This is a genomic window from Nocardia sp. A7 (genome assembly GCF_046549215.1).
GTDB lineage: Bacteria > Actinomycetota > Actinomycetes > Mycobacteriales > Mycobacteriaceae > Nocardia.
Genome location: NZ_JAJPWE010000001.1, coordinates 1,201,648 through 1,228,150 on the forward strand (window position 1 = coordinate 1,201,648; position 26,503 = coordinate 1,228,150).

Annotated in this window: 22 protein-coding genes and 1 tRNA gene; 8 read left to right on the plus strand and 15 right to left on the minus strand. The window is 66.9% G+C overall.

Features of this window, described 5'->3' with window-relative positions:
* Positions 1–78 precede the first annotated feature (78 nt).
* From ACLJPD_RS05470 to ACLJPD_RS05480, 3 genes are all read left to right on the plus strand, one after another.
* The gene (locus ACLJPD_RS05470) at positions 79–1,566 is read left to right on the plus strand and encodes a peptide MFS transporter (protein ID WP_410870621.1); all 1,488 of its coding nucleotides are present in this window, start codon (positions 79–81) and stop codon (positions 1,564–1,566) included.
* Positions 1,567–1,620: 54 nt separating this feature from the next.
* Positions 1,621–3,132: an APC family permease gene (locus ACLJPD_RS05475; protein ID WP_410870622.1), complete on the plus strand. Its 1,512-nt coding sequence runs from the start codon at positions 1,621–1,623 to the stop codon at positions 3,130–3,132.
* A 117-nt stretch (positions 3,133–3,249) separates the two neighbouring features.
* A tRNA-Leu gene (locus tag ACLJPD_RS05480) sits at positions 3,250–3,323 on the plus strand.
* A 104-nt stretch (positions 3,324–3,427) separates the two neighbouring features.
* Here the strand turns inward: ACLJPD_RS05480 and ACLJPD_RS05485 are convergent.
* Both ACLJPD_RS05485 and ACLJPD_RS05490 read right to left on the minus strand, forming a co-directional pair.
* Complete coding sequence (locus tag ACLJPD_RS05485) at positions 3,428–3,883, minus strand: nitroreductase/quinone reductase family protein (RefSeq protein ID WP_410870623.1); 456 nt, start codon at positions 3,881–3,883, stop codon at positions 3,428–3,430.
* Positions 3,859–4,521, minus strand: coding sequence for a TetR/AcrR family transcriptional regulator (locus tag ACLJPD_RS05490; RefSeq protein WP_410870624.1), 663 nt, complete (start codon positions 4,519–4,521; stop codon positions 3,859–3,861). Before ACLJPD_RS05490 ends, ACLJPD_RS05485 begins: the two co-directional genes overlap by 25 nt.
* A 140-nt stretch (positions 4,522–4,661) precedes the next feature.
* On the opposite strand from ACLJPD_RS05490, the gene ACLJPD_RS05495 reads away from it, so the two are divergent.
* Positions 4,662–5,441 (plus strand): SDR family oxidoreductase, encoded by a 780-nt coding sequence (locus ACLJPD_RS05495; RefSeq protein WP_410870625.1) that lies wholly within the window; start codon positions 4,662–4,664, stop codon positions 5,439–5,441.
* 454 nt (positions 5,442–5,895) lie between these two features.
* On the opposite strand, the gene ACLJPD_RS05500 is transcribed toward ACLJPD_RS05495, so the two are convergent.
* From ACLJPD_RS05500 to ACLJPD_RS05510, 3 genes are read right to left on the minus strand one after another with little or no spacing between them, the layout of a single operon-like run.
* Positions 5,896–7,692, minus strand: coding sequence for an SLC13 family permease (locus ACLJPD_RS05500; protein ID WP_410870626.1), 1,797 nt, complete (start codon positions 7,690–7,692; stop codon positions 5,896–5,898).
* A 1-nt stretch (position 7,693) separates the two neighbouring features.
* Positions 7,694–9,253: a YfcC family protein gene (locus ACLJPD_RS05505; RefSeq protein WP_410870627.1), complete on the minus strand. Its 1,560-nt coding sequence runs from the start codon at positions 9,251–9,253 to the stop codon at positions 7,694–7,696.
* On the minus strand, positions 9,250–10,632 hold the full coding sequence (locus ACLJPD_RS05510; RefSeq protein ID WP_410870629.1) for a M20/M25/M40 family metallo-hydrolase: 1,383 nt from the start codon (positions 10,630–10,632) through the stop codon (positions 9,250–9,252). Before ACLJPD_RS05510 ends, ACLJPD_RS05505 begins: the two co-directional genes overlap by 4 nt.
* Positions 10,633–11,096: 464 nt before the next feature.
* Here ACLJPD_RS05510 and ACLJPD_RS05515 point away from each other — a divergent pair, with 464 nt between their 5' ends.
* Positions 11,097–12,545: an O-antigen ligase family protein gene (locus ACLJPD_RS05515; protein WP_410870630.1), complete on the plus strand. Its 1,449-nt coding sequence runs from the start codon at positions 11,097–11,099 to the stop codon at positions 12,543–12,545.
* Positions 12,546–12,568: 23 nt separating this feature from the next.
* Here ACLJPD_RS05515 and ACLJPD_RS05520 read toward each other — a convergent pair whose 3' ends face one another.
* Positions 12,569–13,147, minus strand: coding sequence for a TetR/AcrR family transcriptional regulator (locus ACLJPD_RS05520; protein ID WP_410870631.1), 579 nt, complete (start codon positions 13,145–13,147; stop codon positions 12,569–12,571).
* Entirely contained in the window at positions 13,144–14,385 is a 1,242-nt protein-coding gene (locus ACLJPD_RS05525) for a cytochrome P450 (RefSeq protein ID WP_410870632.1), read from the minus strand. Before ACLJPD_RS05525 ends, ACLJPD_RS05520 begins: the two co-directional genes overlap by 4 nt.
* Positions 14,386–14,489: 104 nt before the next feature.
* On the opposite strand from ACLJPD_RS05525, the gene ACLJPD_RS05530 reads away from it, so the two are divergent.
* Positions 14,490–14,756: a YdeI/OmpD-associated family protein gene (locus ACLJPD_RS05530; protein WP_410870633.1), complete on the plus strand. Its 267-nt coding sequence runs from the start codon at positions 14,490–14,492 to the stop codon at positions 14,754–14,756.
* Between the two features lie 6 nt (positions 14,757–14,762).
* On the opposite strand, the gene ACLJPD_RS05535 is transcribed toward ACLJPD_RS05530, so the two are convergent.
* The 8 genes from ACLJPD_RS05535 to ACLJPD_RS05570 all read right to left on the minus strand — a co-directional run bounded on the left by ACLJPD_RS05535 (position 14,763) and on the right by ACLJPD_RS05570 (position 24,108).
* On the minus strand, positions 14,763–15,722 hold the full coding sequence (locus tag ACLJPD_RS05535) for an exopolyphosphatase (RefSeq protein ID WP_410870635.1): 960 nt from the start codon (positions 15,720–15,722) through the stop codon (positions 14,763–14,765).
* A gap of 45 nt (positions 15,723–15,767) precedes the next feature.
* Positions 15,768–16,289: a DUF501 domain-containing protein gene (locus tag ACLJPD_RS05540; protein WP_410870636.1), complete on the minus strand. Its 522-nt coding sequence runs from the start codon at positions 16,287–16,289 to the stop codon at positions 15,768–15,770.
* A complete protein-coding gene (locus ACLJPD_RS05545; protein ID WP_410870637.1) occupies positions 16,286–16,864 on the minus strand; it encodes an FtsB family cell division protein in 579 nt (192 codons plus the stop codon). Before ACLJPD_RS05545 ends, ACLJPD_RS05540 begins: the two co-directional genes overlap by 4 nt.
* A 23-nt stretch (positions 16,865–16,887) precedes the next feature.
* Positions 16,888–18,174: a phosphopyruvate hydratase gene (gene eno / locus ACLJPD_RS05550; protein WP_410870638.1), complete on the minus strand. Its 1,287-nt coding sequence runs from the start codon at positions 18,172–18,174 to the stop codon at positions 16,888–16,890.
* A 114-nt stretch (positions 18,175–18,288) separates the two neighbouring features.
* The gene (locus ACLJPD_RS05555) at positions 18,289–19,017 is read right to left on the minus strand and encodes a lytic transglycosylase domain-containing protein (RefSeq protein ID WP_410870639.1); all 729 of its coding nucleotides are present in this window, start codon (positions 19,015–19,017) and stop codon (positions 18,289–18,291) included.
* A 179-nt stretch (positions 19,018–19,196) separates the two neighbouring features.
* The gene (locus ACLJPD_RS05560; RefSeq protein ID WP_410870640.1) at positions 19,197–21,578 is read right to left on the minus strand and encodes an ATP-binding cassette domain-containing protein; all 2,382 of its coding nucleotides are present in this window, start codon (positions 21,576–21,578) and stop codon (positions 19,197–19,199) included.
* Between the two features lie 89 nt (positions 21,579–21,667).
* Complete coding sequence (locus ACLJPD_RS05565) at positions 21,668–22,597, minus strand: ABC transporter permease (RefSeq protein ID WP_410870641.1); 930 nt, start codon at positions 22,595–22,597, stop codon at positions 21,668–21,670.
* 5 nt (positions 22,598–22,602) lie between these two features.
* Positions 22,603–24,108 (minus strand): ABC transporter substrate-binding protein, encoded by a 1,506-nt coding sequence (locus ACLJPD_RS05570; protein ID WP_410870642.1) that lies wholly within the window; start codon positions 24,106–24,108, stop codon positions 22,603–22,605.
* Between the two features lie 327 nt (positions 24,109–24,435).
* Between ACLJPD_RS05570 and ACLJPD_RS05575 the strand changes: the two genes are divergently transcribed.
* Together ACLJPD_RS05575 and ACLJPD_RS05580 are read left to right on the plus strand one after the other, a co-directional pair.
* The gene (locus tag ACLJPD_RS05575) at positions 24,436–25,512 is read left to right on the plus strand and encodes a TauD/TfdA family dioxygenase (RefSeq protein WP_410870643.1); all 1,077 of its coding nucleotides are present in this window, start codon (positions 24,436–24,438) and stop codon (positions 25,510–25,512) included.
* A complete protein-coding gene (locus ACLJPD_RS05580) occupies positions 25,484–26,494 on the plus strand; it encodes an ornithine cyclodeaminase family protein (RefSeq protein ID WP_410870644.1) in 1,011 nt (336 codons plus the stop codon). The genes ACLJPD_RS05575 and ACLJPD_RS05580 overlap by 29 nt, the downstream gene beginning before the upstream one ends.
* Positions 26,495–26,503: the final 9 nt, after the last annotated feature.

Below are 26,503 nucleotides of genomic sequence, written 5' to 3' on the forward strand. Positions count from 1 at the left end.
AGCCGGGCGCGGCACGCCGAAGCCGAGATGATGCGGGGAAATTGCTGTCCACCGTTTCGACGTGGGATCGTTGCCCTCATGTCCATGGAAGAAACACGGCTCGGCGACCCGCCGAACCCCGCCGACGCGGCGGCCGAGCGCACCCTGTTCGGTCATCCCATCGGCTTGACCAATCTGTTCGGTGTCGAGCTGTGGGAGCGTTTCTCCTTCTACGGCATGCTCACCATCCTGGGCTACTACCTCTACTACTCCACCGCGGAGGGCGGCCTCGGCATCGCCCAGAGCACCGCGCTCGGCATCGTCGGCGCGTACGGTGGCCTGGTTTACCTGTCCACCGTGCTCGGCGGCTGGATTGCCGACCGGGTGCTGGGGATGGAGCGGACCGTCTTCTACGGCGGTGTCGTGGTGGTGGCCGGGCATCTGGCGCTGGCGGTACTGCCCGGGCTGGCCGGTGTCGGCGTCGGCCTGGTGCTCGTCGCGCTGGGTAGTGGCGGGCTGAAGGCGAACGCGTCGTCGTTGCTCGGCACCCTCTACGCGCCCACGGACGCGCGAGTCGACGGCGGGTTCACGCTGTTCTATCTCGGCATCAATATCGGCGCGTTCTGCGGCCCACTGCTCACCGGCTTGCTGCAACGCGAGTGGGGTTTCCACGTCGGCTTCGGCGCCGCGGCGATCGGTATGACGCTCGGCCTGGCCCAGTACGTGATCTTCCGCCGCAACCTCGGTACCCACGGGCGCGAGGTGCCCAATCCCATCACCCGCCGTGAGCTGACCCCGGTGCTGATCGGTGTCGCCGTCGCCGCGGTCGTGGTGTTGGTGGCCGTGCTGACGAAGCTGATCACCCTCGAGAATCTCTCCGACGTCACCACCGGTGTCATCGTGGTCGCCTCGATCGCCTACTTCACGGTGCTGCTGCGCAGTGCCAAGGTGACCCCGATCGAGCGAACGAGGGTGGTCGCGTTCATCCCGCTGTTCATCGCCAACGCGGTGTTCTGGTCGCTGTTCCAGCAGATGTTCACCATGCTCGCGGTGTACTCCGACGAGCGCATCGACTGGCGGATCTTCGGCTGGGAGGCGCCTGCGAGCTGGATCGGCTCGGTCGAGCCGGTGTGGATCATCGCGCTCTCGCCGCTGTTCGCGCTCATGTGGACCAAGCTCGGCAATCGCGCTCCCAGCACCCCGATGAAGTTCGCGCTCGGCGTGATCGGGATGGGCATCGCGTTCTGGTTGTTCGCGCTGCTCAGCGGGTTCGACGGAAAGACCGTGCCGGTACTCGCGGTCTTCGCGATCCTCGGCGGCTTCGCGGTCTCGGAACTGTTGCTCTCACCGATCGGTCTCGCGGTGACCACCCATCTCGCGCCCGCCGCGTTCCGCTCGCAGATGATGGCGCTGTATTTCTTCTCCGTCGGTATCGGCACGTCGATGGCGGGCACGCTGGCCCGCTTCTACAGTCCCGACAGCGAGGCCGCCTACTTCGGGTTCAGCGGTGGCGCCGCCATCGTGGCAGGTCTCGTCGTCGCCGCGTGCGCGCCCTGGATCAAGCGCCGCATGCAGGGAGTGCACTGACCTGAATTCCGGGTAATCCCCGTTTACGATTTTCGCAGCAGAAGGAGATATACCGTGCCGACACCGCAGGACACTCCAGGCGTGGGCCGTTCGCCCAGCCGAGGCAGTGGGTTGTTCCGCACCAAATCCGTCGAGCAGTCGATTCTCGATACCGACGATCCCGATTCCAAACTCCGTAAAGATCTGACGGCCTGGGATCTCACGGTCTTCGGCGTGGCCGTTGTCGTCGGCGCGGGCATCTTCACGCTCACGGCGCGCACCGCGGGCAATGTGGCCGGGCCGTCGGTGTCGCTGGCATTCGTTTTCGCCGCGATCGCGTGTGGACTCACCGCGGTCTGTTATGCGGAATTCGCCTCGACCGTGCCCGTCGCCGGCAGTGCCTATACCTACTCCTATGCCACCTTCGGTGAATTGGTGGCGTGGATCATCGGCTGGGATCTGATCTTGGAATTCGCGCTCGCCGCGTCGGTGGTCGCGAAGGGCTGGTCGCAATACCTCGGCACGGTATTCGGATTCGATTCCGCCACTGTGCAATTCGGGTCGATCACCTTCGACTGGGGCGCGGTGCTGTTGCTCGCGGTGCTCGGTGTGCTGCTCGCCGTCGGCACCAAGGTGTCCTCGCGGGTATCGGCGGTCGCGGTGGCGATCAAGCTGGCCGTCATTGCGCTGGTGCTCGTGCTCGGCCTCACCTATTTCAAGGCCTCCAACCTGAGCCCGTACATCCCGCCGTCACAGCCCGCCGAGGAAAGCGCCAGCGGGCTGCACCAGACGCTGTTCCAGTTCGTCACCGGCGCGGGTGACACCAGCTTCGGCTGGTACGGCCTGCTCGCCGCGGCCAGCATCGTGTTCTTCGCGTTCATCGGCTTCGACGTCGTCGCCACCGCCGCCGAGGAGACCAAGAACCCGCAGAAGGCGGTGCCGCGCGGCATCCTCGGTTCGCTGCTGATCGTGACGGTGCTCTATGTGGCGGTGACGCTGGTGCTCACCGGCATGGTGCCCTACACCGAGCTGGCGGGCGAAAATGCCACGCTCGCAACGGCATTCTCGATTGTCGGGGTCGACTGGGCCAAGACGGTCATCTCCATCGGCGCGCTGGCCGGCCTCACCACGGTGGTGATGGTGCTGTTCCTCGGGCAGACCCGCGTGCTGTTCGCGATGGCGCGCGACGGGCTGCTGCCCCGCTCGCTGGCCCACACGGGCAAGCGCGGCACCCCGGTGCGGCTCACCGCCATCGTCGGCGTGATCTGCTGCGTGCTGGCCGGTTTCGTCGACTTCGGCACGCTGGAAGAAATGGTGAACATCGGCACGCTGTTCGCCTTCGTCCTGGTCTCGGTCGGCGTCCTCATCCTGCGCCGCACCCGTCCCGACCTGCCCCGCGGCTTCCGCGTCCCCCTGGTCCCCCTCATCCCCATCCTGGCCGTCGCGGCCTGCCTGTGGTTGATGGTGAACCTCTCGGTGGAAACCTGGCTGCGCTTCCTGATCTGGATGGCCATCGGCTTCGCCGTCTACTTCGCCTACGGCCGCCGCCACTCGGTCCTCGGCAAAAAGGCCGCGACTGGCGACTGACCAGCCCCTTCGATGACATGATCGGTCCCGGCGTGGTCTGTTCCGACACGCCGGGCCGACCTTGTCGGCCAACAGGATTCCGGTACACCCGTACGATTCGCTACGCTGTCCGGGACAGCCCCTATAGCCCAATTGGCAGAGGCAGCGGACTTAAAATCCGCACAGTCAGGGTTCGAGTCCCTGTGGGGGCACTCAGTTGCCAGGTCAAGCCCGGTCACTGGGTCGGAGTTGCTCGCAAGCTGCGGGGTGAGACCAAAAGTATGCCAAGAATTCCTGGCCGACTTCCTGTTGCCGGTCACGGTTTTTTTGCGTCGGCGGGCTGGCTGGAAGTCGGAAAATCGGTGAACAGGATTTCTACGAGCGGGCTGCCGGTCATCCAGTCCTCGACATGTTGGGGCTGATGGACGTTGGCCGCGTTGCGGGGTTGGTTCAGGTCCTCGACGATGTATTCGATGACGGGACGCTTGTGTGCGGGGTCGGTGATCGGCACGGCAGTTGCTCGCAGGTCGGCGTGGGGTCCGTTCTTGAGGTGGAACACGAAATGCGGGTTCGCGATCAGGTTGGAGTACCAGTTCCGGCGGGCGGGGGTGCTGCTGAGGTACCAGTGGCCGCGGATGTGATGGAACCAGATCTCGATTCGTCGTGGTGCGCCCGAGCGCGCCCCGGTGGTGGTGATATCGATGGTGCGTTCCCGAGCCGTCGAGGCGGAGCTGAGAGCCAATGCGTTCATGATCGCGGTGTGGTCGGGCACGGTATCTCCGGTTCGATAGTGGGGGCAGCGGGACGTTGCGAGTCACCGCTCGGATGGCGCTCGGTGGTTCTTCCGATTCCGTGGAACAGGTTGTCGATGAGTCGGTCGGCGAACTCGGTGGTGATGGGCTGGTCGGGCAGCAGTAGGCGGTGGTAGCACGCCCCCCAGAGCTGGTCGATGACGCTCTCGCTGTCGAGGCTCTCGCGCAGTTGTCCCCGTGAGCGGGCCGCGTCGAGTCGTTGGATCGCGAGGGCGCGGCGGGGAGAGGAATACGAGGACAGATACGCCGACAGCAGGTCCGGGTCGGTTTGCGCGGCCCCGATGAGTTCACGCAGCACTGCCCCGGCGGGCGTGTCGGTCAGCAGCCGCACGAACGCGCGCAGTTGGGCGCGCAGGTCGGCCTCTATATCGCCGGTGTCGGGAAACGCGAGAGTCTGGGAGACCGCGGTGAAATATCCCGCCAGCGCCAAAGCCCCCTTCGAGGGCCAGAATTTGTAGATCGTCACCTTGCTCGCGCCGCTGAGTGCGGCGACCTTCTCTATGGTGAAGCCGGCCATACCAGCCTCGAGCAGCAGCTTTCCCGCCGTCTCGATGATCTCGGCGCGTACTTCTTCGGTGGGTCTGCGGCCTCGCCCCATGGTGTCTGCCTCCTGATTATCGGTCTGTCGACGCACCGACGGGCTACATATATGGACAGTGCGTTCACATCCATGCTTTAATGAACTCATCGTACACATAACGTCACAGCGGCACCGTGACATACCGATGGAGCGTTCAAATGACCGACCCCACAGCACCTCTCACCGATCCGGACGCCGACTCCGCAGTGGGCAGCGCACGTGTCGCCCTGGTCACCGGAGCATCGGGCGGGATAGGCCGCGCTGTCGCCGTCCGCCTCGCGGCACAGGGCATGGCAGTAGGCGTGCACTACGCCGGTAACCGCGACCGCGCCCAGGAAACCGCCGACGCCGTGACCGCGGCGGGTGGCCGGGCGACCCTCGTCTCGGGTGACGTCGCCGACGAGAAGGCGGTGGCGCGGATGTTCGATCAACTCGAAGCGGCGTACGGCGGGGTCGACGTCGTGGTTCACACCGCCGGGGTGATGCTGCTGTCTCCCCTGGTCGATCTGTCGTTCGAGGACTTCGACCGGATGCACCGCACGAATGTCCGCGGTGCGTTCGTCGTCTCCCAACAGGCTGCCCGCAGAGTCCGCGACGGTGGCGCGATCATCAACTTCTCCAGCTCGGTCGTCAAGCTCGCGCTCCCCGGCTACGGCGCCTACGCCGCCACCAAGAGCGCGGTCGATGCCCTGACCCTGATCCTGGCGAAGGAACTGCGCGGCCGCAACATCACCGTCAACGCCGTCGCTCCCGGCCCTACCGCCACGCCACTGTTCCTCGACGGCAAACCCCAGCAGGCCATCGACGCCCTGAAGAACATGACCCCCCTCGAACGGCTCGGCCGGCCCGAGGACATCGCCGAGACAATCGCCCACCTCGCCGGCCCAGCCCGATGGATCAACGGCCAGATCATCTACACCAACGGCGGAATCATCTGAACGCCTCCATCGCACGACGATCACCCGCGTCGTCGACACCACCAAAGGACAGCGGCCCTTCCGCGGCCGCATCGACCCGCCAACGACGGAGCCGAAGAAGTCTTCGCACTCGGCGACAACATCCGCGAGCTCCCGCACCGCGACCGGCGCCGATGTCGGCACTGCCCGCCCGAGCGCAGTAATCCAATGCAGTTAGCTGATCGAGTGCTGATGCCGGAACGACGAACTCCGTGGAGGCCGAGGTGCTGAGTGTCGATATTCCCACGCGCGGCGAAATCAAATCGCTTGCCGCCGTTGTCGATAACTGGTGTGTTTCGATCTACACCCCGACCGAATCGGAGACCGCGAATCCCGACCAGAATCGGATCGCCTTCTCCGATCAGGCTCGGCGTGTGCTCGACCTCGTCACCGATTCCGACGCACGTACCGCGTTTCAAAGCGAACGGACCCGGATTCAGAGGGACCAGATCAGCGGTACCGCGAGCCCGGTGACGATCAGAAACCAGGCCAGCATCGGCAGACCGAGTTTCCAGTAGTCGCCGAATCGGTAATTCCCCGGGCCCATGATCATCATGTTCGCCGGAGTCGCGACCGGGGTGAGAAACGACGCTGCCGCGGCGACGGCGACAGTCATCAGGAGCGGAAGCGGTGATACTGCGATTTCGTCGGCGATGGCGACCGCGATCGGTATGACGATCAGCGCGGTCGCGGTGTTGCTGATGAGCTGACCGAGGACGACCGTCACGCCGAACAACCCGATCAAGAGCAGGTGCCGGTCGAGGTCGCCGAAGACGGACAGGAAGATCGAGGCCAGCTGGTCGGCGGCGCCGGTTTCGCGGATGGCGGTGGACAGCGGGATCATGCCGCCGACCAGAATGAGGGTGGTCCACGAAATCGATCGGTGAGCTTGGTCGACGGTCAGGACGCGGCACACTACGATCGCGCAGGCGGCCAGCAGCGCCGCGACCGCCGCGGGTACCAGCCCGGAGGCCAGCAGCACGACCATCGCCGCGACGATGGCCATGGCAGGTTTGGCGCCCGGCCCCATCGGCACTGTTTGGCGCCGGATCAGATCGGGCTCGTGGACCACGCGAACTTCGGGATCGGCGATGTGTTCGACCAGCGCGTTCCAGGAACCACGGAGGAGCAGGGTGTCGCCGGCCCGCAAGGTGGCTGGTTTCGGTCCGAGATTCTCACCGGAGCGTTGCGCCGACAGCAATATCAGGTCTCCGCCCGCGGTCATCATGCCGGGAAAGATCGTGTGCCCGATGAACTCCGAGCGCGGCGGGATCATCACCTCGGCGACGCCGTACTCGGTGCCGATCAGGCTGTCCGGACTGGTCTCGATGCGGCCACACGGCGTCAGTGCGTACTCGTCGACGAAGTCGGCCACGCTGTTCTCGGCCGAGATGACCAGGGTGTCCCCGGCGCTGATCGGGCCTTCGATGTTCGCCCGGCCCGCTCGTGCGACCCCGCGCAGGGAGGCGCCTTCGGGAAGCAGCGTCGCGAGGGTGTGCGAGTCGGTGCCGATGAGCTCGGATCGTCCGCTCACCCGCAGCTGGATCAGGTCACGGGGCAGGGCGTATTGCCGGGTCAACGTCGCGGCCAACATACTCAGATCCGGCGGCATGGTCGCCGGTGTGCTGTTGGGCAGCAGGCGCGCGCCGAAGGCGACTGCGATCACGATGGTGCCGACCAGCAGTGGCACACCGACGAGAGCGAATTCGAAGTAGCCGATCGCTCGGCCGCCCGCGTCGGCAGCCGCCTCGGAGACGATGATGTTGACCGGCGTACCGGTCAACACCAGCAGCGAACCAGCGTGCGCGGCGAAGGCCAACGGCATCAGCAGTTGCGATGGCGGCCGCTCGAGCCGGACCGCGAGAATCACGATCATCGGAATCAACGCCGCCACGGCACCATTGACACTGATCAACGCGGTCAGCACCGCGCAGGCGATCATCATCGACACCAGCAACCGGGTGCGGCTGCTGCCGACTCGCGCGATCAGCTGCTGTCCCGCCCAGGCGGTGACCCCGGTCGCGTCCAGTGCCTCGCTGATGACGAACAGCGCGGCGATGAACGCGACGGTCGGGTCACCGAACCCGGACAGGGCCTGGTCCAACGACAGCACCCCGGTGGCGTAGAGCGCCAAGGCGACGGCGATCGCGACCACGCCGACCGACAGCCGGTTCCAGACGAACAGCACCACCGCCGCGGCGAGCACGAGGTAGGTGATATCGGCGGGATCCACGTCAGTCCACGACGGCGGCCACCGCGAGAACCACGCAGACGATGACGAAGTTGACGGCGATCAACGGCCAGATGAAGCGCAGATACTTGTCGTAGCCGACTTTGGCCATCGCCAATCCGCCGACGACGACCACATTGGTCGGCGCGACGAGCATCGTGAGTCCGTGTCCCATCTGGAACGCGGTGATCACCAGTGCACGGCTGACGCCGGCGAAGTCGCCCAGCGGCGCCAGCAGCGGCATCGCCAGGGTGGCGTGCCCGGACGACGACGGGATCAGCAACGCCAGCGGGATGTTCACGATCATGACCAGGATCGCGAAGATCCCGGCCGCGGCACCGTCGACGAGCTGTTCCATGGCGTTGAGAACGGTGTCGAGGGTTTGGGTGTTGGTCATGATCACCGAGACGCCACGCGCCAGCAGGATGACGATCGCGGGCCCGACCATGTCGCCCGCGCCGCGGGTGATGAGCGAGACGGTCTCCTTCTCCCCCATCCGAGCGACCACCCCGACGACGATCGCGGCGATGATGAACAGCATGGCCAGCTGCGGGAACCACCAGTTGAGCTCGAACCAATAGGGCTCGGTGAGGGTTTCGTGATACTGGTCGTATTCGGCGGGACCGGAGGTCGACCCGAAGATCGCCGACCAGGGGATGACGGAGAAGATCATCAGCGCGAAGGTGAACCCGGTGATGGCCAGCACCCATTTCTGGGTTGTGCTGAGCTGCTCGTCCAGGGCGCCGTCGGCTTCGTCCTCGGGATCGGGCTCTTCGTCGAACCCGACGACCGAGGCCGACGGGTCTTTTCGGACCCGCGCGGCGTAGCGCAGCACGAACGCGACGGCGACCGCGGTCAGCACGATCCACAGGATGAACCGCAGCACGATGCCGTCACCGATCGAGACGCCCGCCTCACCGGAGGCGACGCCGATCGAGAACGGGTTGACCGTCGAGGCCATGTTGCCGATCAGCGCACCGACGATGATGGTCGCCGCGGCGACCATCCGGTCGTAACCGAGGGCCAGCATCAGCGGAATCACCAACGCGTAGAAGCCGAAGGTCTCCACCGAGAAACCCATGGTCGTGCCGAGCACCGAGAACAGCACCATGATGACCGCGATCAGCAGCCATGCCTTGTCACGCAGTCGCGCACCCAGCCGACCGACGGCGACCTCGAGGCTGCGGGTAGCGAAGCTGACGGAGATGAACGCGCCGAGCGCCATGATGAACAGCACGACACCGACCGAACCGAAGAGCCGACCCAGGTTGTCCGGATCGACGAAGCCTGTGCCCAGGTCCTGGACTCCGTACAGCCCGTTGACCGGGGCAAGGATCAGTTGCTGGATCCGTTCCCACCAGGACAGCGGCGCGGAGACCTCTTCGAAGGTTCCCGGAATCGGCGCACCGACGGCATCGGTAGCGAATCTGCCCGCCGGAATGAACAGGGCCGCGATCCAGACCAGGACCATGACGATCGCCAACACGGTGACGGCGCCGGGGAACTCGAACTTCTTGCGTGGCCGAGCGTGCGGCGTCGGTTGCGCGGTGGTGTCCGTACTCATCGACCCGCTCCGTTTCGTGCGGCGGCGAAGTTCTCGCCGTACTCACGCAGGAACAACGCCTTGGCCAGCGTCGCTTTGGCGACCTCGTCGAGCAGGACACGCTCGTTCGGGCCGTGGATGTTGGCGTAGCCGTCGGTAGCGCCGAACAGCAGTTTCTCGGCTTCGGGGACCGCGGTGTGCAGCGCCATGACCAACGGGATCGAGCCACCGCCTGCCATCTGTCCGGCTTCGGCGCCCCACGCCTGCCCCAGCGCGGACTTGGCCGCATCGAAGGCAGGACCGCCCGTCGGCGCGGCGAATCCGTTGCCGACTTCACCCGCGGTGACGGAGAGTTCGATCCCGAACGGACGCAGCGCCCGCAGGTGGTCGATCACCGCGGCTTGCGCTTGGGCGGCCTCCTGCTCGGGATGTACCCGCACGTTCAGCACCGCTCGCGCCGAGCCGGCGACAGCGTTGACCGAGGCATCGGGCGCCGGTGCGTCGAATCCGATCACCGTGATCGCCGGTCCCGACCAGATTCGCTCACCGATGCCACCGGTACCCATCAGCGGTGTGCCGTCCAGCACTTCGGCCAGTTCACGGAACTCTTCATCGGTGTAGGAGGTGCCGGTCCACGACTCGCGGCGCAGCCCGTCCACCGCGACGTCGCCCGCGTCGTCGTGTAGCGAGGACAGCGCACGGATCAACGCCAGCCGCGCATCCGGGGCGGCACCACCGTAGAGGCCACTGTGCTTGTCCGCGTCCAGAGTTCGCGCTTCCACTGTGACCTGCGCCGACCCGCGCAATGCCACCGTCAGGGTCGGTACACCCGGCCGGACACTGCCGACATCGGCGATGACCATCGCGTCTGCCTGGAACAGCGCCGGGTTGTCGACGGGATAGAAGTCGAAGGGACTACCGAATTCCTCCTGCCCTTCCAGCACGAGCTTGACGGTGACCGGCGGTTTACCTCCGTAGGCGCGCAGTGCCCCGATGATGCTGATGATGTTGGCCTTGGAGTCCGCGGTGCCGCGCCCGTAGATGGCACCATCGCGTTCCACCGGCTCGAACGGTGGGGTGTCCCACAGTTCGAGGTCCTCGGCGGGGACAACGTCATAGTGGGTGTACATGAGCACGGTCGGGGCGCCGTGCGGGCCCGGGACCGTCGCCATGATGACCGGTGCGGTTTTCCCTTCGATCCGTAGATCCTCGATCTGTTCGACTCCGCTGTCCCTCAACAACTCCACCACTAGGTCGTGTGCCTGGAACAGCGGTTCCGGGGGATACCCTTCGGTGGCGATCGACGGAATCCGGACCAACCGGATCAACTCGGAATACAGGTCGGGAAACAGCGCACTGACGGCCTGTTCGACGTCTGCATCGGATTTCGGTGTGGACACAGCGATCCCTCACTTCTGCTAGCCGAGCACTGTCATTTCTGAGAGCTGAGGTAGTGAGAATTCCGGCGACCCGGCGCCCGCTACGGACTCGACGGCCCGATGTCGCATATGTCCACGTGTGGAATTCATGTGTTCCCCTGATTCGACGAACGATCCACCAGTGCTCGGATTTCACTTCCGAATCCGCAGCAGCGCTACGTAATAGCCAGACTGTTTTCCAGAGTGCTACTCGATGCGGCTCAGTGGTGTGAACTATACGACCAAGTACCGCTACGACAAGGATTTCGGACGTTCGACACCGACTTGTGAGCCGAGAACAGGTGGAGCTGGTTCGGCCGAAACCACACCAGATTCCGGCCAGATCGCGACTACCCGCCTACGACGTGAGACATCCTCTTCGAGTCCCTGTGGGGCACTGACTTGTCATCGAATGCTCGCCTGGTGGTGGCTAACAGGCAATCCTCATGCGCGAAACATTGCGGATGAGTTATCGCGACCCGGCCGCGCAGATGCCACCGCGCGCACCGATGCGGGTCGTTGTCGCAAGGGCGACCGCACTGCTGTGCCTTGCCGCGATCGCGCTGGAGTGTGTGGCCGACATTGTGCCCGACGGGTCGATCTTCTGGGTTGTGACGCCGACCCGGTTGGTCATCTGTGTCGGGCTGGTCGCCGTGGTGTGCACCGGTGAAGCTCGGTGGCGCACGCCTGCCGACATTCCGCTCGCGTTGCTGCTCGGTTCGTCGGCTGTTGCCAATCAGCTGGCGGGACAACCGTGGTCAATCTGGCGTGGATTGGTCACGATCGTCGGTGTCTACTATCTCGCGGTGGGGGTGCGGCGGGTGGTGCCCGACTCGTGGCCCGCGATCGCATTGCTCGCGTTGGCTTGCACGACGATCGCGAGCATTGTCGCGTTGCAGCAGGTGGTGCAGGAGACGCCGACCGGATTCTGTCGCGGGTCGCTCGATGGTTCGCACGATGTCTGTGGTGGCGACAGCATGATTCGGGCCGTCGGGACCTTTTCCAATCCCAATCTGCTTGCCGCGTATCTGGTGTTGTTGTTGCCGGTCGCGGCGGCCGCATCCGGGTCACTCGCCAATATGCGGGCGCAGTTGGTGAGTGGCGGGTTGGTGGTGCTCGGGTATCTGGCGGTGGTGCTCACCGGGTCGCGTGGCGGCGCTGTCGCGGCGCTGGCCGGCTTGGTTGTTTTCGCGCTCCTGCGGCGGCTGCGGCCTGGTAAGCACGCCACGGCGGAGCGTTGGGTGCCGTGGTTGTTGCCGATCGGAGCGATGGTCGCCGCCTGCTTCGCGTTCGTCGTGATCATCACTCGCGGCAAGGTGGGGGTTCGAGCCGACGTGTGGACGGCCGCGGTCGAGATCGCCGTGAATCATCCGCTCGGGGTCGGGCCGGGACGGGCCGGGCCTTGGCTCAACGAGGTGATCGACAGTCCGGAGGAGTTCCACCACACCCACAACATGTGGTTGAACTACGCGGTCGAAGCCGGGGTCGGTGGCTTGCTCGCGATTACCGCGCTGACCATTATCGGCATCTGGAAAGTCGTAACCGCGAGTGCCGCAGGCTCTCTCACCGCACCTGCCGCGGCGGCGGGCATGAGCGGGTTCCTTGCCATCAGCCTCGCCGACCACCCCGCAAACCACCAGCGCATCGCGTTCGCCGCGGTGGCGATGCTGGCCATCCTGATCGTCGACCAATCCCGCCGCGAGCCCGCCCAGGCCGTCATCGATGCCCAACCCTTTCGCGCGGTCTCCCTCTTCGACGAGACCATGCCGCTACCGCGCAACATCATGGAGTCGATGCCACCGCATCCGATACCACCGGGTCCACGCGCGAACCTCCCACGCCGAAACCCCTATCGACCGACGCGACACGCGCCGCCGACCTGGCCCCCGGTGTAGCGGGCTCAGACAGAGAACACCTGCTAGTTCGGTGAGACGAAGGGACGGGTGATGACGGGTGCGACGAATTCTTCGAGCATGGCGCGTTCCTCGGCGGCGTCGCGACCGGGCGCGGACAGCAGCGAGACGATGATGCGGGTGAGCCAGCGGGCCAGCCGGTTCCGTTCCGGGTCGGTCAGGCCGGTGGGGCCGAAGATGGTCGCGGCCAGGGACTCGATGACGTCGGAGTCCTGGCTGATGCGGCCCGCCGTGCCGGAGTCGGCGGGGCGGAACCAGGCGATGAGCAGAGGGTTGGCGCGGACCTCCTCGACCGCGCCGAGCATCGCGGCGACGATGCGTTCTCCTGGGTCGGTGATGTCGCGGAACCGCTCGTCGAGCTGGGCGACGATGCGGCGGGTCTCGCGGTGCACGAACGCCAGACGCACCGCGTGCCGGTTGTCGAAGTAGCGGTACAGCGTGGCGCGGGAGCAGCCTGCGGCCTTGGCGATCTCGGCCATCCCGACCGCGGCCACCCCGTGTTCGGCGAACAATTCGGCGGCCGCGTCGATGATGCGTTCGGCGGCCAGGTCCGCCCGGTCGGTGGCCAGCCAGTCACCGTTCATGCCGAACCCACCGCACGGAACGGCACCGAGACCGGCCAGCGCACGTAGTTGCCCTGCGACCACTGCACCGCGTCGAGGTCGACGGTGAAGTCGGGGCAGCGGGTGAGAAGTTCCTCCAGTGCGACGCGCGCCTGCATGCGGGCGGCGGCCGCGCCGAGGCAGTGGTGGTGTCCGTGGCTGAAGCTGAGGATGCGCTTGGGGTTGCGTCGGACGTCGAGTTCGGCTGCGGTGGGGCCGAATTCGCGTTCGTCGCGGTTGCCCGAACCGTAGAGCAGCAGCACGCGGCGGCCCTCGGGGATGACGGTGTCGTGCAGGACGACATCGCGGGTGGTGGTGCGTGCCAGGCCCTGCACCGGTGAGGTCATCCGAAGGAACTCCTCGATGGAGTCCGGGATGAGCGAGGGATCGTCGATGAGCAGCCGGCGCTGGTCGGGGTTGGCGGTGAGCAGCTGGACCGCGCCGCCGAGGTTGCCGGTGGTGGTGTCGTTGCCGCCGGTGATCATGGTGAACGCGAAGCCGAGGATCGCGACCAGGCCCTCGTTGTCGCCGTCGGCGCCGAGACCGGATGCCAGCAGGTGCGAGATGGTGTCGTCGCCCGGTTCGACGCGGCGGCGGGCGATCAATTCACTGAAATAGCCGACCATTTCGCCGACCGCGGTGAAGGCGTTCTGGTCGCCTGCGGCAAGCCCGGCGCCGGCGACCGCGCCACCGACGATGTTCTCTGTCCACGCGTCGAACTTCTCGTGATCCTGTTCCGGCACACCGAGATAGTGGGCGACCACCATGGTGGGCAGCGGCTTGAACAGGTCCTTGACGATGTCGCCCGTACCCGCCGCACGCAGCCGCTCGATGCGTTCGACGATGAATCTACGCACCGCGGGCTCGACCGAATTCACTTGGCGTGGAGTGAATCCCGGTGACACCCGACGCCGGAAATCGGTGTGCTCGGGCGGATCCATGAAGACGAACGGCTTGACGGCACCGAACCCGGCGGCGACCAGGTCGACATAGTCGACGGTCAGCCCCGACGCGGAGGAGAAGGTCGCGGGATCGCGCGCCGCCATCCACACGTCGGCATGCCGGGACAGCACGTAGAAGTCGTTGCCTTCCTGCTCGGCGGGGATCACCCGATGAACAGGGTCGTGATCACGCAGTGCGGAATACATGGACCAGGGGTCACGCCAGGTCTCTCCGGAACGAAGTTCGAATCGCGCCGAATGAGACGTCATTGTGCTCATGACTCCATGATGAGACATATGCGCCACTTTGTCTAGAACAAGTTCTAGAAATCCAGCTCTTTCCCGTAACCGCAGGTCGAAGGCGTGCGCGCTACCGTGGACTGATGAGCAATCGACAAGTCTCCGGCGGAGTCGTACACGAGTTGCCGACCGATCTGCGCGCGGCGCTGCTCGCCAACTCCGTGGCGCTCAGCGCCTGGCAGGACATCACGCCACTGGCCCGCAACGAGTTCATCTGCTGGGTCGAGGACGCCAAACAGGACGCGACTCGCGCACGGCGCATTCGTCGCACCCAGGAAGAGCTCGAAGAAGGTCAGCGGCGGCCGTGCTGCTGGCCCGGATGCAAGCATCGCGAGCGCACCGGCAGCTGAGTCCGACTAGGCCGCGGTGTTCACGATCGACATGGCGATCCCGTCGAGGATGTCGTGTTCGCTGACGATGAGTTCGGAAACTCCCGCGCGGCTGGACAATTCGTCGGCGAGGACTTCGGTGATCACGGCGCCGCCGCCGATCACGTCGACGCGGCCGGGGTGCATCGGGCCGAGGGCGGCGCGTTCGTCGTGGTTCATGGCGATCAGGCGGTCGCAGACCTGGTTGACCTCGGCCAGGCTCAGGCGGGTGAGATGCACTCGCGCGGAGTCGTATTCGGGGAGGTCGAGGGCGACGGCGGTGATGGTGGTCATCGTGCCTGCCACGCCGACCCAGGTGCGCACCTTGTCGACGGGAACCTTCTCGAAGGCCTCGTCGAGCTTCTGCTGGGCGAATTCTCTTGCGGCAGCGACCTGGTCGGCGGTCGGTGGGTTGCCTGCCAGGCAGCGTTCGGTGATACGGACACAGCCGATATCGGCGGAATAGGCTGCTTGGACACCGTTCTCATCGCCGACTACCAGCTCGGTGGAACCGCCGCCGAGGTCGACTACGACGAAAGGTCCTGCATCGGCGGACAATTCGCCGACGGCACCAGCGAAGGACAGGCGGGCCTCTTCGTCGCCGGTGATCACCTCGGCGACCGCGCCCGACACCGCTCGGCCGAGCTCGGTGCGGGTCATCGAGAAGAAGTCGTCACGGTTGGCAGCGTCGCGGGTGGCGGAAGTAGCGACCATGCGGACGCGTGAAACACCCTGCGCCACCATCACATCGACGTAATCGGCCAACGCAAGGCGCGTGCGTTCGATGGCTTCGGGCGCGAGACGCCCGGTGGCGTCGACACCCTGACCGAGGCGCACGATGCGCATCTCCCGGTGCACATCGGTGAGGCCACCGTCTGCCCCGACCTCCGCGATCAGTAGGCGGATCGAGTTGGTGCCGCAGTCTACTGCGGCGATGCGCTCACTCATGGTGTCCTCCAGAGGTCTCGACCCGCGCACGGGCACTGTCCGCGATTATGCCTGCTCGTCGGGCTTGCTGGTGGCGGGCCAGTCGGCGGGGACCGCGGTACCGCGGAAGCCTGCGTCGGCGGCCAGCGCGACGGCCTCGTCACCGAAGGGGTTCAGGCCGGGCCCCTTGGCGAGGGAGTGCGCGATCAGCACGTGCAGGCACTTCACCCGATCGGGCATCCCGCCGCCGGTGAAATCGGTTCCGAGAGAATCGATTTCGTTGCGTTCGGCCAGGTAGCTCTCGTGCGCGCGGCGGTACGCGGCCGCGAGTTCGGGGTCGGTGGCCAGGCGCTCGGTCATCTCGCGCATCACCCCGGCTGATTCCTGCCTGCTCGCCTCGGCGGTGAGCCGGGGGTCGGTCAGGTAGTAGAGCGTGGGGAACGGGGTGCCGTCGGGCAGGCGGGGCGCGGTCTTCACCACGGCGGGCAGGCCGTCGGGGGTGCGGTAGGCGACTTCGAGCACTCCGCGAGGCTCGCGGCCCAACTGCTTCGCGATGATCTCGAGGTCTTGCTCGTTCGGTGTCGTCACCGTGGTCCTTCCGGGGCTGGTTCGGCGATGCTGCGCCACAGGTCGGTGTACCAGGGGTCGGGCGCCGCTGTTCGGGTGCTCATCGGCGGCGGCGCTGGTGCTTCGATGCCGGGGATCTGCACGATGTAGGGGGTTTCGCCGGGCATCACCAGGCGCAGGCGGTCGCGCGCTTCGGAGCGGATGTAGGCGGGATCCTGTTGTTGCGCACGACGATCGCGCAAGCCCGCCAGGTCGGCTTCGAGTTCCGTCCGCTCTTTGGCCAGTGCCACGGCTTCGGCGCGCTGACTGAAGTACGTGCGCGTGGGCACGGCCAGTGTCAGTGCGAGACCGCACAGCACCGCCGCCAGGACCACCGCTTTACCGGTCGAGAGCCCGAGGATGGTGTGTTCGCTGCGTTCGAGTCTGCCGTTGGACTTGCGGGTGGCACCCGCGGGTTGCGGGTGTCGCCGGGTCGGGCGTTTGGCCGCCGTGGGGCGGCCCGGTGTGTCGAGGCTGGGGCGGGAGCGCGCGGCCCGCGACGTGCGCCTGTCACCTCGTCCACCCGGACTGGTTCCACGCGCACGTCGCTCGGTCATTCGCTACCGCCCCTGTACGACCTTCAGAATTCGCCGGTGAAACGCGGGAAGGCCACGTCACCCGCGTAGCGTGCCGAATCACCGAGGGCGTCCTCGATGCGCAGCAGCTGGTTGTACTTGGCGACCCGCTCGGAACGCGCGGGAGCGCCTGTCTTGATCTGGCCCGAACCGACGGCGACCGCGAGGTCGGCGATGGTGGTGTCCTCGGTCTCGCCCGAACGGTGCGACATCATGGTCTTGTAGCCGTTGCGGTGCGCCAGCTCGACAGCGTCGAGGGTCTCGGTCAGCGTGCCGATCTGGTTGACCTTCACCAGCAGCGCGTTGGCCGCGCCCTTGGCGATGCCCTCTTCGAGGCGCTCGGGGTTGGTGACGAACAGGTCGTCGCCGACCAGCTGCACCTTGTCACCGATCGCGTCGGTGAGTGCCACCCAGCCGTCCCAATCGTCTTCCGAGAGCGGGTCCTCGATGGAGACCAGCGGGTACCTGGTGAGCAGGTCCGCGTAGAAATCGCCCATTTCGGCGGCGGTGCGGATCTTGCCCTCGAACTTGTAACCCTCACCCTCGGTGTGGAATTCGGTGGCGGCCACGTCGAGAGCGAGCGCGATATCGGTGCCGAGCTTGTAGCCCGCGCGCTCGATGGCGACACTGATCAGGTCGAGAGCTTCCACGGTGCCCGCGACGTCGGGGGCGAAGCCACCCTCGTCACCGAGGCCGGTGGCCAGGCCCTTTTCCTTCAGCACGGCCTTGAGGGTGTGGTACACCTCGGTGCCCCAGCGCAGCGCCTCGCGGAAGGTGGGTGCGCCGATCGGGGCGATCATGAATTCCTGGACGTCCACGCCGGTGTCGGCATGCGCGCCACCGTTGAGGATGTTCATCATGGGCACGGGCAGCACGTGGGCGTTCGGGCCGCCCAGGTAGCGGAACAGCTCGAGACCCGAGGACTCGGCGGCACCGCGCGCCACCGCCAGCGACACACCCAGCAGGGCGTTCGCGCCGAGGCGGGACTTGTCGGGGGTGCCGTCCAGGTCGAGCAGGACTTGGTCGACGGTGCGCTGCTCCACGGCGTCGAGGCCGATGATGGCGGGTGCGATCTCGTCGAGGACACCCTCGACAGCCTTGGTGACGCCCTTGCCGCCGTAGCGGTCGCCGCCGTCACGCAGCTCGACGGCCTCGTGCTCGCCGGTGGACGCACCGGAAGGTACGTCTGCCCTGGTCAGGGTGCCGTCGTCGAGGGCGATCTCGACCTCGACGGTGGGATTGCCGCGCGAATCCAGAATCTCGCGAGCTCCGACCTGTTCGATAATGGCCACGAAAACTGCTCCTTACGACGGAAGGCACGGTAGGTATCACGGAAAAGGCCGTGCGGAGCCGAGCCTATCGTCTCGGCGGGGTGTGGAGTAACCGGCACTCCGGGCTACGCGCAACTACACGTGGCGCCCGATGCTGTATATCGCGGCGCGATCGCGCACCACATGCATGTATTTGTTCGACTGGTTGTAGGCGAACAGGGCACGCTGCCAACCGTCGGCCGAGGTCAGGTCGCCGCCGCGGGTGCACAGGTAGCGGGCGGCGGTGAGGGCGGCGTCGTCGATGTTCTGCGGGTCGGCCACGCCGTCGCCGTTGGCGTCGACGCCCCAGCGCTTCCAGGTTTCGGGGATGAACTGCAGCGGGCCGACGGCACGGTCGTAAGTGGTGTCGCCATCGAGGCGGCCGCCGTCGGTGTCGCGGATGTCGGCGTTGTCGTTGGTGCCGTCGAGAGCGACACCGATGATGGCCGGGCGTACTACGCCGTCGGCATCGATGCCCGCACCGCGATGGGTGCCGTGCCCGCTCTCCACGCTGGCGATGCCTGCGATGGTGGTCCAGGCGATCCCGCATTCGGGCCTCGACTTCGCCAGCACGGCCGCGGCGTACCCGTAGGCCTCGAGCGCGACCGGTTCGATGCCGACCGCGCCGGACTGCTCGTCGGCCCAGCCGCGCAACTGCGACGAGGCGCGACCGGGTGCGTCGACATCGATCATGGGCAGGGGCACGCCAGGTCCGGGCGGCATGTCATCGGGGATCGACGCGAGCGAACTGCACCCCGCTAAGAGCGCGCTGATCGCGACTGCGGCGAGCACGCCGACTTTCTGCACCTTCACCAGCTCAATCATCCAGATCCAACGCACCTTATGCACATCTCAGTTCCGCCTCCCCGGGATTTCTGGCCAGACTCAGGCGGTTGTACGGCTGTGTTGGCGGCCAGACCTGGGCTGGAATCGCGTTGGCCCGTACCCGGTGAGTTACCCATGTACTGACGAGATCAGGTGGAAACGGAGTACCCAGCGGGGGTTCAGCCGAGTAGGGCGGCGGTGGCTTGGTGGGTGGGGGTGGTGAGAACTGTTGTGGGGGTGCCTGTTTCGACTATTCGGCCCTTGTCCAGGACCAGGAGGTCGGTGCAGTGGCCGCGGACCAGGGGCATGTCGTGGCTGATCAGGATGATCGCGGTGCCTTGGTCGGCGCGGACACGGTCGAGTAGGGACATGATGGCTGCGGCGGTGTCGGTGTCGAGGGCGGTGGTGATCTCGTCGCAGATCAGGATGGCCGGGTCGGCGGCCAGGGCGCGGGCCAGGGCCACTCGTTGACGTTGGCCGCCGGAGAGTTGGTGGGGGTGGCGGGCGGCGAGGTCGGTGGGCAGGTCGACGGCGGCGAGTAGCGCGGTGACGCGGGTGGGGATTTCGTGCTCGGGCACCCGCGCGATGCGTCGCAGGGGGCGGGCGAGTGCCTGTTCGACGGTGCGGCGCGGGTTCAACGCCGCACGCGGGTTCTGGGTGACCAGTTGAATGCCGTTGGCACCGGGCTCGATTCGCCGCTTCTGTCCCATCGGGACCCGTACACCACCTATTTCCAGCGACCCGACCGCGTCGGCATGCAAGCCCGCGACCACCCGCGCGAGGGTGGTCTTCCCCGCCCCGGACGGTCCGACGACGGCCAGGGCGGCACCTGCGGGCAGGCTGAAATCGATGTTCTCGAGCACCGTGTGACCACCCGCCAACGCGCTGATCACCTTGGCGTGCAAGGCGATTGCGTCGGTGGTTGCCGCCGGAATGGTGGTCGGAGCTTGTCGACCGCTGAACGAAGAAGTCTCAGCGACGCCGGTGACCGAGGTCGCGCCTGGCTGTCCGGCCGACGGTCGGTGTTCGCCTGAGTCCACTGCGGCAGCGACCCGGTCGCCGGGTGGGTGGAGTTCGATCACGGTGTCGGCGATCGCGTTGATCGCTTCGGTGTCGTGGCCGGAAAGCAGGACAGTGATGGAGTTTTCGGTCGCGAGGGCGGAGATCAAACGGGCTATCTCGGTGCGCAGGCTGCCGTGCAGGCCCGCCAGGGGTTCGTCGAGGACGAGGATCCGGGGGCGGCGGAGGATGGCTCGGGCCAGGGCTACACGGCGTTGCTGGCCGCCGGAGAGACGGGCGCAGCGGCGGCGGAGATGGGTGGGGTCGAGGCCGACCTGTTCCAGGACGGCAAGTCGGTCGGCGTCGGAACTGCCGGGGGCCGCATCTGCCAGGACCGCTCGGACGCGGAGCAGCGGGTTGAGTTCGGACCCGGGGTCCTGGCCGACATAGGCGATGTGTCGGCGCCGAAATCCGCGCAGCGCGCCGGCATCGAGCGAGAACACGTCGTGCCCCGCGACCACCACCGCGCCCGCTCGACGAGCACCTGCAGGCAGGTGCCCGAGCAGCGCGCGCATCGCCGTCGACTTGCCCGCGCCCGACGCCCCGGTGAGCGCGGTGACGGTCCCGGCTTTCAGTCGAAACGACAACGGCGCCAGCAACACCGCCCCGCTGTCAGCGACAACGCTGAACCCGTCCACCACCGCCGCGTTTCCCGAATCCGCGCCCACCGCGACTGCTTCGACAGCATCCGGGGTGGTTTTCGGATTCGGCCGGTTCCGGGGACCACTGGTCACCACCAGGTTCACACCGACCGCCACGATGGCGATGGCAGCGCTCGGCGCCAGGACGGCCCATGGGTTCAGCAGCAGTCCGGAGGCGTTGTCGCGGACCATGATCGCCCAGTTGTCGGGGCCGAGCGCCGGGACGCCGAGGAAGGCGATGGTGCTGACGAGGTAGATGGCTACGACGAAGCGGAGGCCTAGCTGGGTAGTGAAGACGGCGCGCAGATTCGGCAGAATCTCGCGGAAGACCAGGTGGGACAGAGATTCTCCGCTGGCGATGGCGGCTTCGACGTAGCCGGAGGTCGCGATGGTGGACGCGGCGGCGGCGAAGATCCTGGCACAGTAGGGAACTCCGAACAGCAGCGATACCGCGATCAGCGCGGTGACACCACCCTGCGGCCATGCGGTGAGCACCAGCAGAATGCCGAGGACCGCGGGCAGCAGAATGACCAGGTCACCGCAGAGTTCGATCACCTTGCCCGCGCGCGGACGCACGGCGGCGACGGCGCCGAGCACGGCCGAGAGCACCGTCACCGCCGCCGCGATCACCGCGGAAACCAGCAGCAGTTGAGTACCCCCGGTGAGCAGATGGCTGAGCACATCCCGGCCGAGCCGATCGGTCCCGAGCAGAGCTCCCCCGCCTGGCCGCGCGAAGGGCATACCGACAGCCTTCTCACCCGGATAGGGCGCGAACAGCGGCCCGGCCACCGCGAGCACCACAACCAGCCCCACCCCGACCGCCACCGAGTACCGCCACCACGCCGCACCCCACCTGGACATGCGATCACCAGGCCTTCCGGTAGGCATCGGCCGAGAGGGAGAATCCACCAAGGCCTGATGATCTTGATCCGCGACTGGCCCTGGTGCCGTCATCGTGCGCTCCGCGACGCCCATGCCCGGACGAAGTCGGCGACCGCGAGCAGCACCATGATCACCATCGCGGTCAGTGCGACCACCGCCGCGACCACGGTGGCGTCCCGGTCGGCGACAGACCCGGCGAGCACCGCTCCAACGCCCGGATAGTTGAAGAGGGTTTCGACGACGAGCGCGCCACCGAACAGCATCCCGACCGAGGTGGCGTAACCGGCGACGATGGTCGGCGCGGCGAACGGCAGCATGTGCCGGAGCAGAATGGTGCGGGTCGGAAGTCCTTCCAGCACAGCACTTTCCACATGCGGCGCGGCAGTGACGTCGAGCAGTGCCGAACGCACGACTCTGGCGTTCCAGCCGATCTGCGGAATCGCCAACGCCAACACCGGAAGCACGAGCATTTCCGGCCCGGCGGGAAACCCGGATCGGCTCGTGATGGTCACGGCGGGGAGCCAACCGGTGGCCAACGAGAACACCAGGATCAGCATGGTCCCGCAGACGAACTCGGGCACGGCGACCGCGACAGTGCTGACGGGTTGCAGAATTCGCGAACCGAGCGCGGTCGGCCGCATCGCCCACCAGCAGCCGAGTGCCAAGGACCCCACGATGGTCAGCAGCAACGCGAGCCCGCCGAGCAGCAGCGTTTGCGGGAACTTGTCGGCCAGCAGTGCGCCGATCGAGTTCCCCCGCGCGGTCTGCCCGAAATCTCCGGTGAACACCCCGGAGATCCAGTCCAGGAACTGCACCGGCAGTGCGCGATCCAGCCCGAGCTCGTGTTCCTTCGCCGCGAGCTCGGCAGGCCCCGCCTCCCTGCCGAGCGCCGAACGTGCCGCGTTTCCGGGCAGCAGATCCACCGCGAAGAACACGATGGCCAGCAATGTCACCAAGAGCGCGATCCGCCGGAACATCGGCAGGGCAAGGATTTTCATCGCCGTCACGCCAGCCAGGCGCGTTCCAGCTGAACGCGCGCGAACCCGCCGAGCGTCGGCAGATCACGCACCGTCGACGCCGCGATGTCCACGCCGTCGGCCATGCCCCACACCAGATAACCGCCACGCTCGAACTCGATGCGCTGCAGTTCGCGCACCGCACGCGAGTACTCGTCACCGGACGCGGCGAGGGCCTTCGCATCGGCCGCGTCGAATTCGGCGTCGCGGAAAGCGGTTTCGTTGCGGTTGGAGCCGGACGTCATCAGCTTGTCGGCCAGGAACAGCACCGAGTCGTTGGTCCCCCACGACACCGTGTACAGCGGCGCGTTGAGCCAGGTCTGGTCATAGAACGCGGCCGATTCCGCGACCTGCACGTCGAGGCGGACGCCGATCTCGGCGAGTTGGGTGGCGATCACCTTCGCCGATTCGACCTCGCCCGGCACTTCGGCCTTCGTCACGAACGGGTAGCTGCGACCGGTGTCGAAACCGGCTTCGCGCAGCAGTGTTTTGGCTCGCTCGACATCACGCTCGCGGCGCAGCGTGCTGTCGTAGAGCGGGTCGGCGGTGCCGAGCACATCGGCGGCGACCGTGCCGTAACCGGAGTGCACCTGGTTGATCAACGCGGTGCGGTCGACGCCGAGGCGCAGCGCCGAACGCACCCTGGCATCGGCGAACGGACCGTCGGTGGTTCGCATGGCCACGCCGAGCATGGTGTCGTTGGCGCGCCGGATGACCTGCAGGTCACCGCGGCCCGCGGCGGTGCGCCCCGCGATCGCGCCCACATTGGAGGCGAGGTCGATCTGCCCGCCCAGCGCCGCGTTGCCCAGTGCGGTGACGCTGTCGAACATCGTCACCTCGATGGCGTCGAGCAGCGGCGGCGTGCCGTGCCAGCGTTCGTTGCGCACCAGTCTGGCATTGCCGCCCTGATAGGACTCGAGCCGGAACGGGCCGGTGCCGATCGCGGCGGCGAAGTCGGTGGTGTCCTTCGGCACAGTGAACGTCATCAGCCGAAGCAGCAGTGGCAGTTGGGTATTGGGCGCGGGCACGGTGAACACGACACGGTTCGGTCCGTCGGCGACGATGTCGTTCTCGGCCACCGGCATCTTCGACGCGCCGCCGACCGAGCGCAGGCGCCGCATCGACCACACCACGTCGTCGGCGGTGACCGGCGCGCCGTTGTGGAAGGTCGCGCCGTCGGCGATAGTGAAGGTCCAGCGGCGATTGTCCGCGCTGGGCTCCCATTTCGAGGCGAGGCGCGGGGCGACGGTCGGGTCGGCGCCGGGGACGGTGAGCGCGTCGTAGACGAGCGAGGTGATGAGGAAATCGCTGTCGTTGCTGAGGTTGGCGTGCGGGTCGCGTTCGCTGCGGGCGGCGGTGCCGAGCGCGCCGACGCGCAGTGTGCCGCCCCGTTGCGCGGTACTCGATCGATCATCGCTGGTGCACGCGGACGCCAGCAGTAGTGCGGTGACCCCGACCCCGGACCGGAAGAGCTGCCTGCGAGTGAAACCCATCGTTTTCCTCCTCGAACCGCGTGCGCCGGAACCCCTTTCCCGACGCCGCAAACCAGGCGAGGCTAGCCTAAAAACCACCCCGAGTGGGCAGCTTCACATCGACCGTCACCGAACCGCAGCGACCCGCGACACCCCGGTCAGCGCCTACAACGGCCACTCCGGTAGAAAAGCTAGGTTATATGGATCGGCTATTTCCCTCGCCGACACATTAGGTAAGTCTTGCCTAATCATATGGTAGACGCTACCTTCGCACAGCGAGCATGAAGATCACCCGCGTTCGACTGATGCGAAGAAGGGAAGCCGGTGAAAAGCGTTCTCTCCGAACGTATGACGATTCACCAGCACGACATCGAATACCGCGAGCTCGATCCCGACGCCGCCACGGCGCTCCGGTCGCTCGCGACCGACATCCGCCACCGATTAGGTGACGCACCGCATACGACCACCCTGCACGACCCCGCGCTGATCGCGCAGATCGCCGAGCGCGTCCGCGACCTGCCCGAGAGCCTGCGCCACGCAGTTCGACCACCCGCCACCACAACCGGCGCGACCGTGGTCCGAGGACTGCCCGTCGATGACGATTTCGGTCCGACACCCGCGCACTGGCAGGCCGCTGCCGAGCAGGCACACCACGGCTCACTCGCCCTGGATATCGCGTTGTTGCTGCTCGCGCGGTGTGCCGGCGAACCGTTCGGCTGGCAGGGGCAGCAGAACGGCAGGCTGGTCAACAACATCGTGCCCGCCGCCGGCCACGAGGACGAGCAGTCGGGCGCGAGCAGTTCCACCCTGCTGAGCCCGCACACCGAGGACGCCTTCCACGCGCAGCGCGCGAACCTGCTGATGCTGATCTGCCTGCGCAACCCCGACCGGGTCGCCACCACGGTCTCCTCGGTGCGCCAGGTTCGCCTGTCCGACGACGATCTGCGCACGCTCACCACCCCGACGCTGCCGATCCTGCCCGATGTCTCCTACGGCACCGGCTTCGATCAACTCGCACCACCGCTGCCGACGCTGTGGCTCGACGAAAACGGCTCCGCCACAGCACGTTACGATCCCGCCTACACCCCGCTCGACGATGCGGACGCGGTCTTCCGCACCGCGTACGCCAGGCTCACCGCCGAACTCGCCAGGGTCAGTCACGCCCCCGCGCTGGCCCCCGGCGAGATCCTGCTGGTGGACAACGATGTGGCCGTGCACGGGCGCGTTCCGTTCCGCGCACGCTACGACGGCACCGACCGCTGGCTCAAACGCGTCAATATCCGGCTGCCCGAACGCCGTCGGCGCGCGCAGGAGTCGTCCGAGAATGGGTATGGCCAACAGGTGGTCGCGCCGTTCCGGGCGGCCGCTGATCGGACAGCAGAGCGGGGCATGACAGATGAACGAGGATCCGTTGAACAACCGTGACCGCGGCATCGGGCTGCGCGTACTCTCCCGCAGCGATCTGGCCGACGTACCGATCACGCCCGCCGAGGTGGTCCGTGCCGTCGAGGAGGCCTATCTCGCCTTCGCGGCAGGCGAATCCGACAACCCACGCAAGCTGAGCGTCGCCGACCCCGGCGGTTCGTCGGTGTCCTACGCCATGCTCGGCCGCGACGGGCGGCGGCGCGTGGTGGCCATGAAGACCTCCTACAAATTCGATCCCGGTCACGACCGAAGCACCAAGCGGTACTACACGACCATCACGCTCTACGACGACACCACCGGCGCCCCCATCGCGATGATGGACTGCGCGCGGGTCGGTGCGTTGCGCACGCCCGCCGTGTCGGCGCTGCTGGTGCGCGAGACGGTACGGCGCGGTGCCGAGAGTGTGCTGCTCATCGGCACCGGCACGCAGGGACGTAATGCGTTGCCGCACTTGCTCGCCGCGAATCCGCAGTTGCGCAAGCTGATGGTGTACGGCACCCATCCCGAGGGGCTGGCCGCCGTGCACGCGCACCTGGCCGACGCGGCACCGCACGCGCTGCTGGACGTGGTCGACGACCCGTACGCGGCGGCGGCATCCGCCGACGTGGTGCTGGCGACGGCCGGTCCCGGCACCGAGGTCGCGCTCGAATCCTCGCATCTGGCACCGGGTTCGGTGGCGGTGCTGGTCGGCTACGGCCTCGCGCCCTCGGCGCTGGTCGAGGCCGATCGGGTGGTGGCGACCAGCGCGGCGCAGATGGCACTGACGGGTACCGACATGGTCGGACCCGACGGAACCCTGCGTTCGGTGGACGCCGAACTGCCGCAGGTACTCACCCGCGGCGCCGTGGCCCGGCGCAGCGAGGACGAGAAGATCTTCGTCTACAACAGCGGGCTGGTACTCACCGATATCGCGGTCGCGCACGCGCTGGCCGCCAGGGCGATTTCCGAAGGGCGCGGCACGGAGGTGCCGTTGTGGGACTGACGGGCGCGC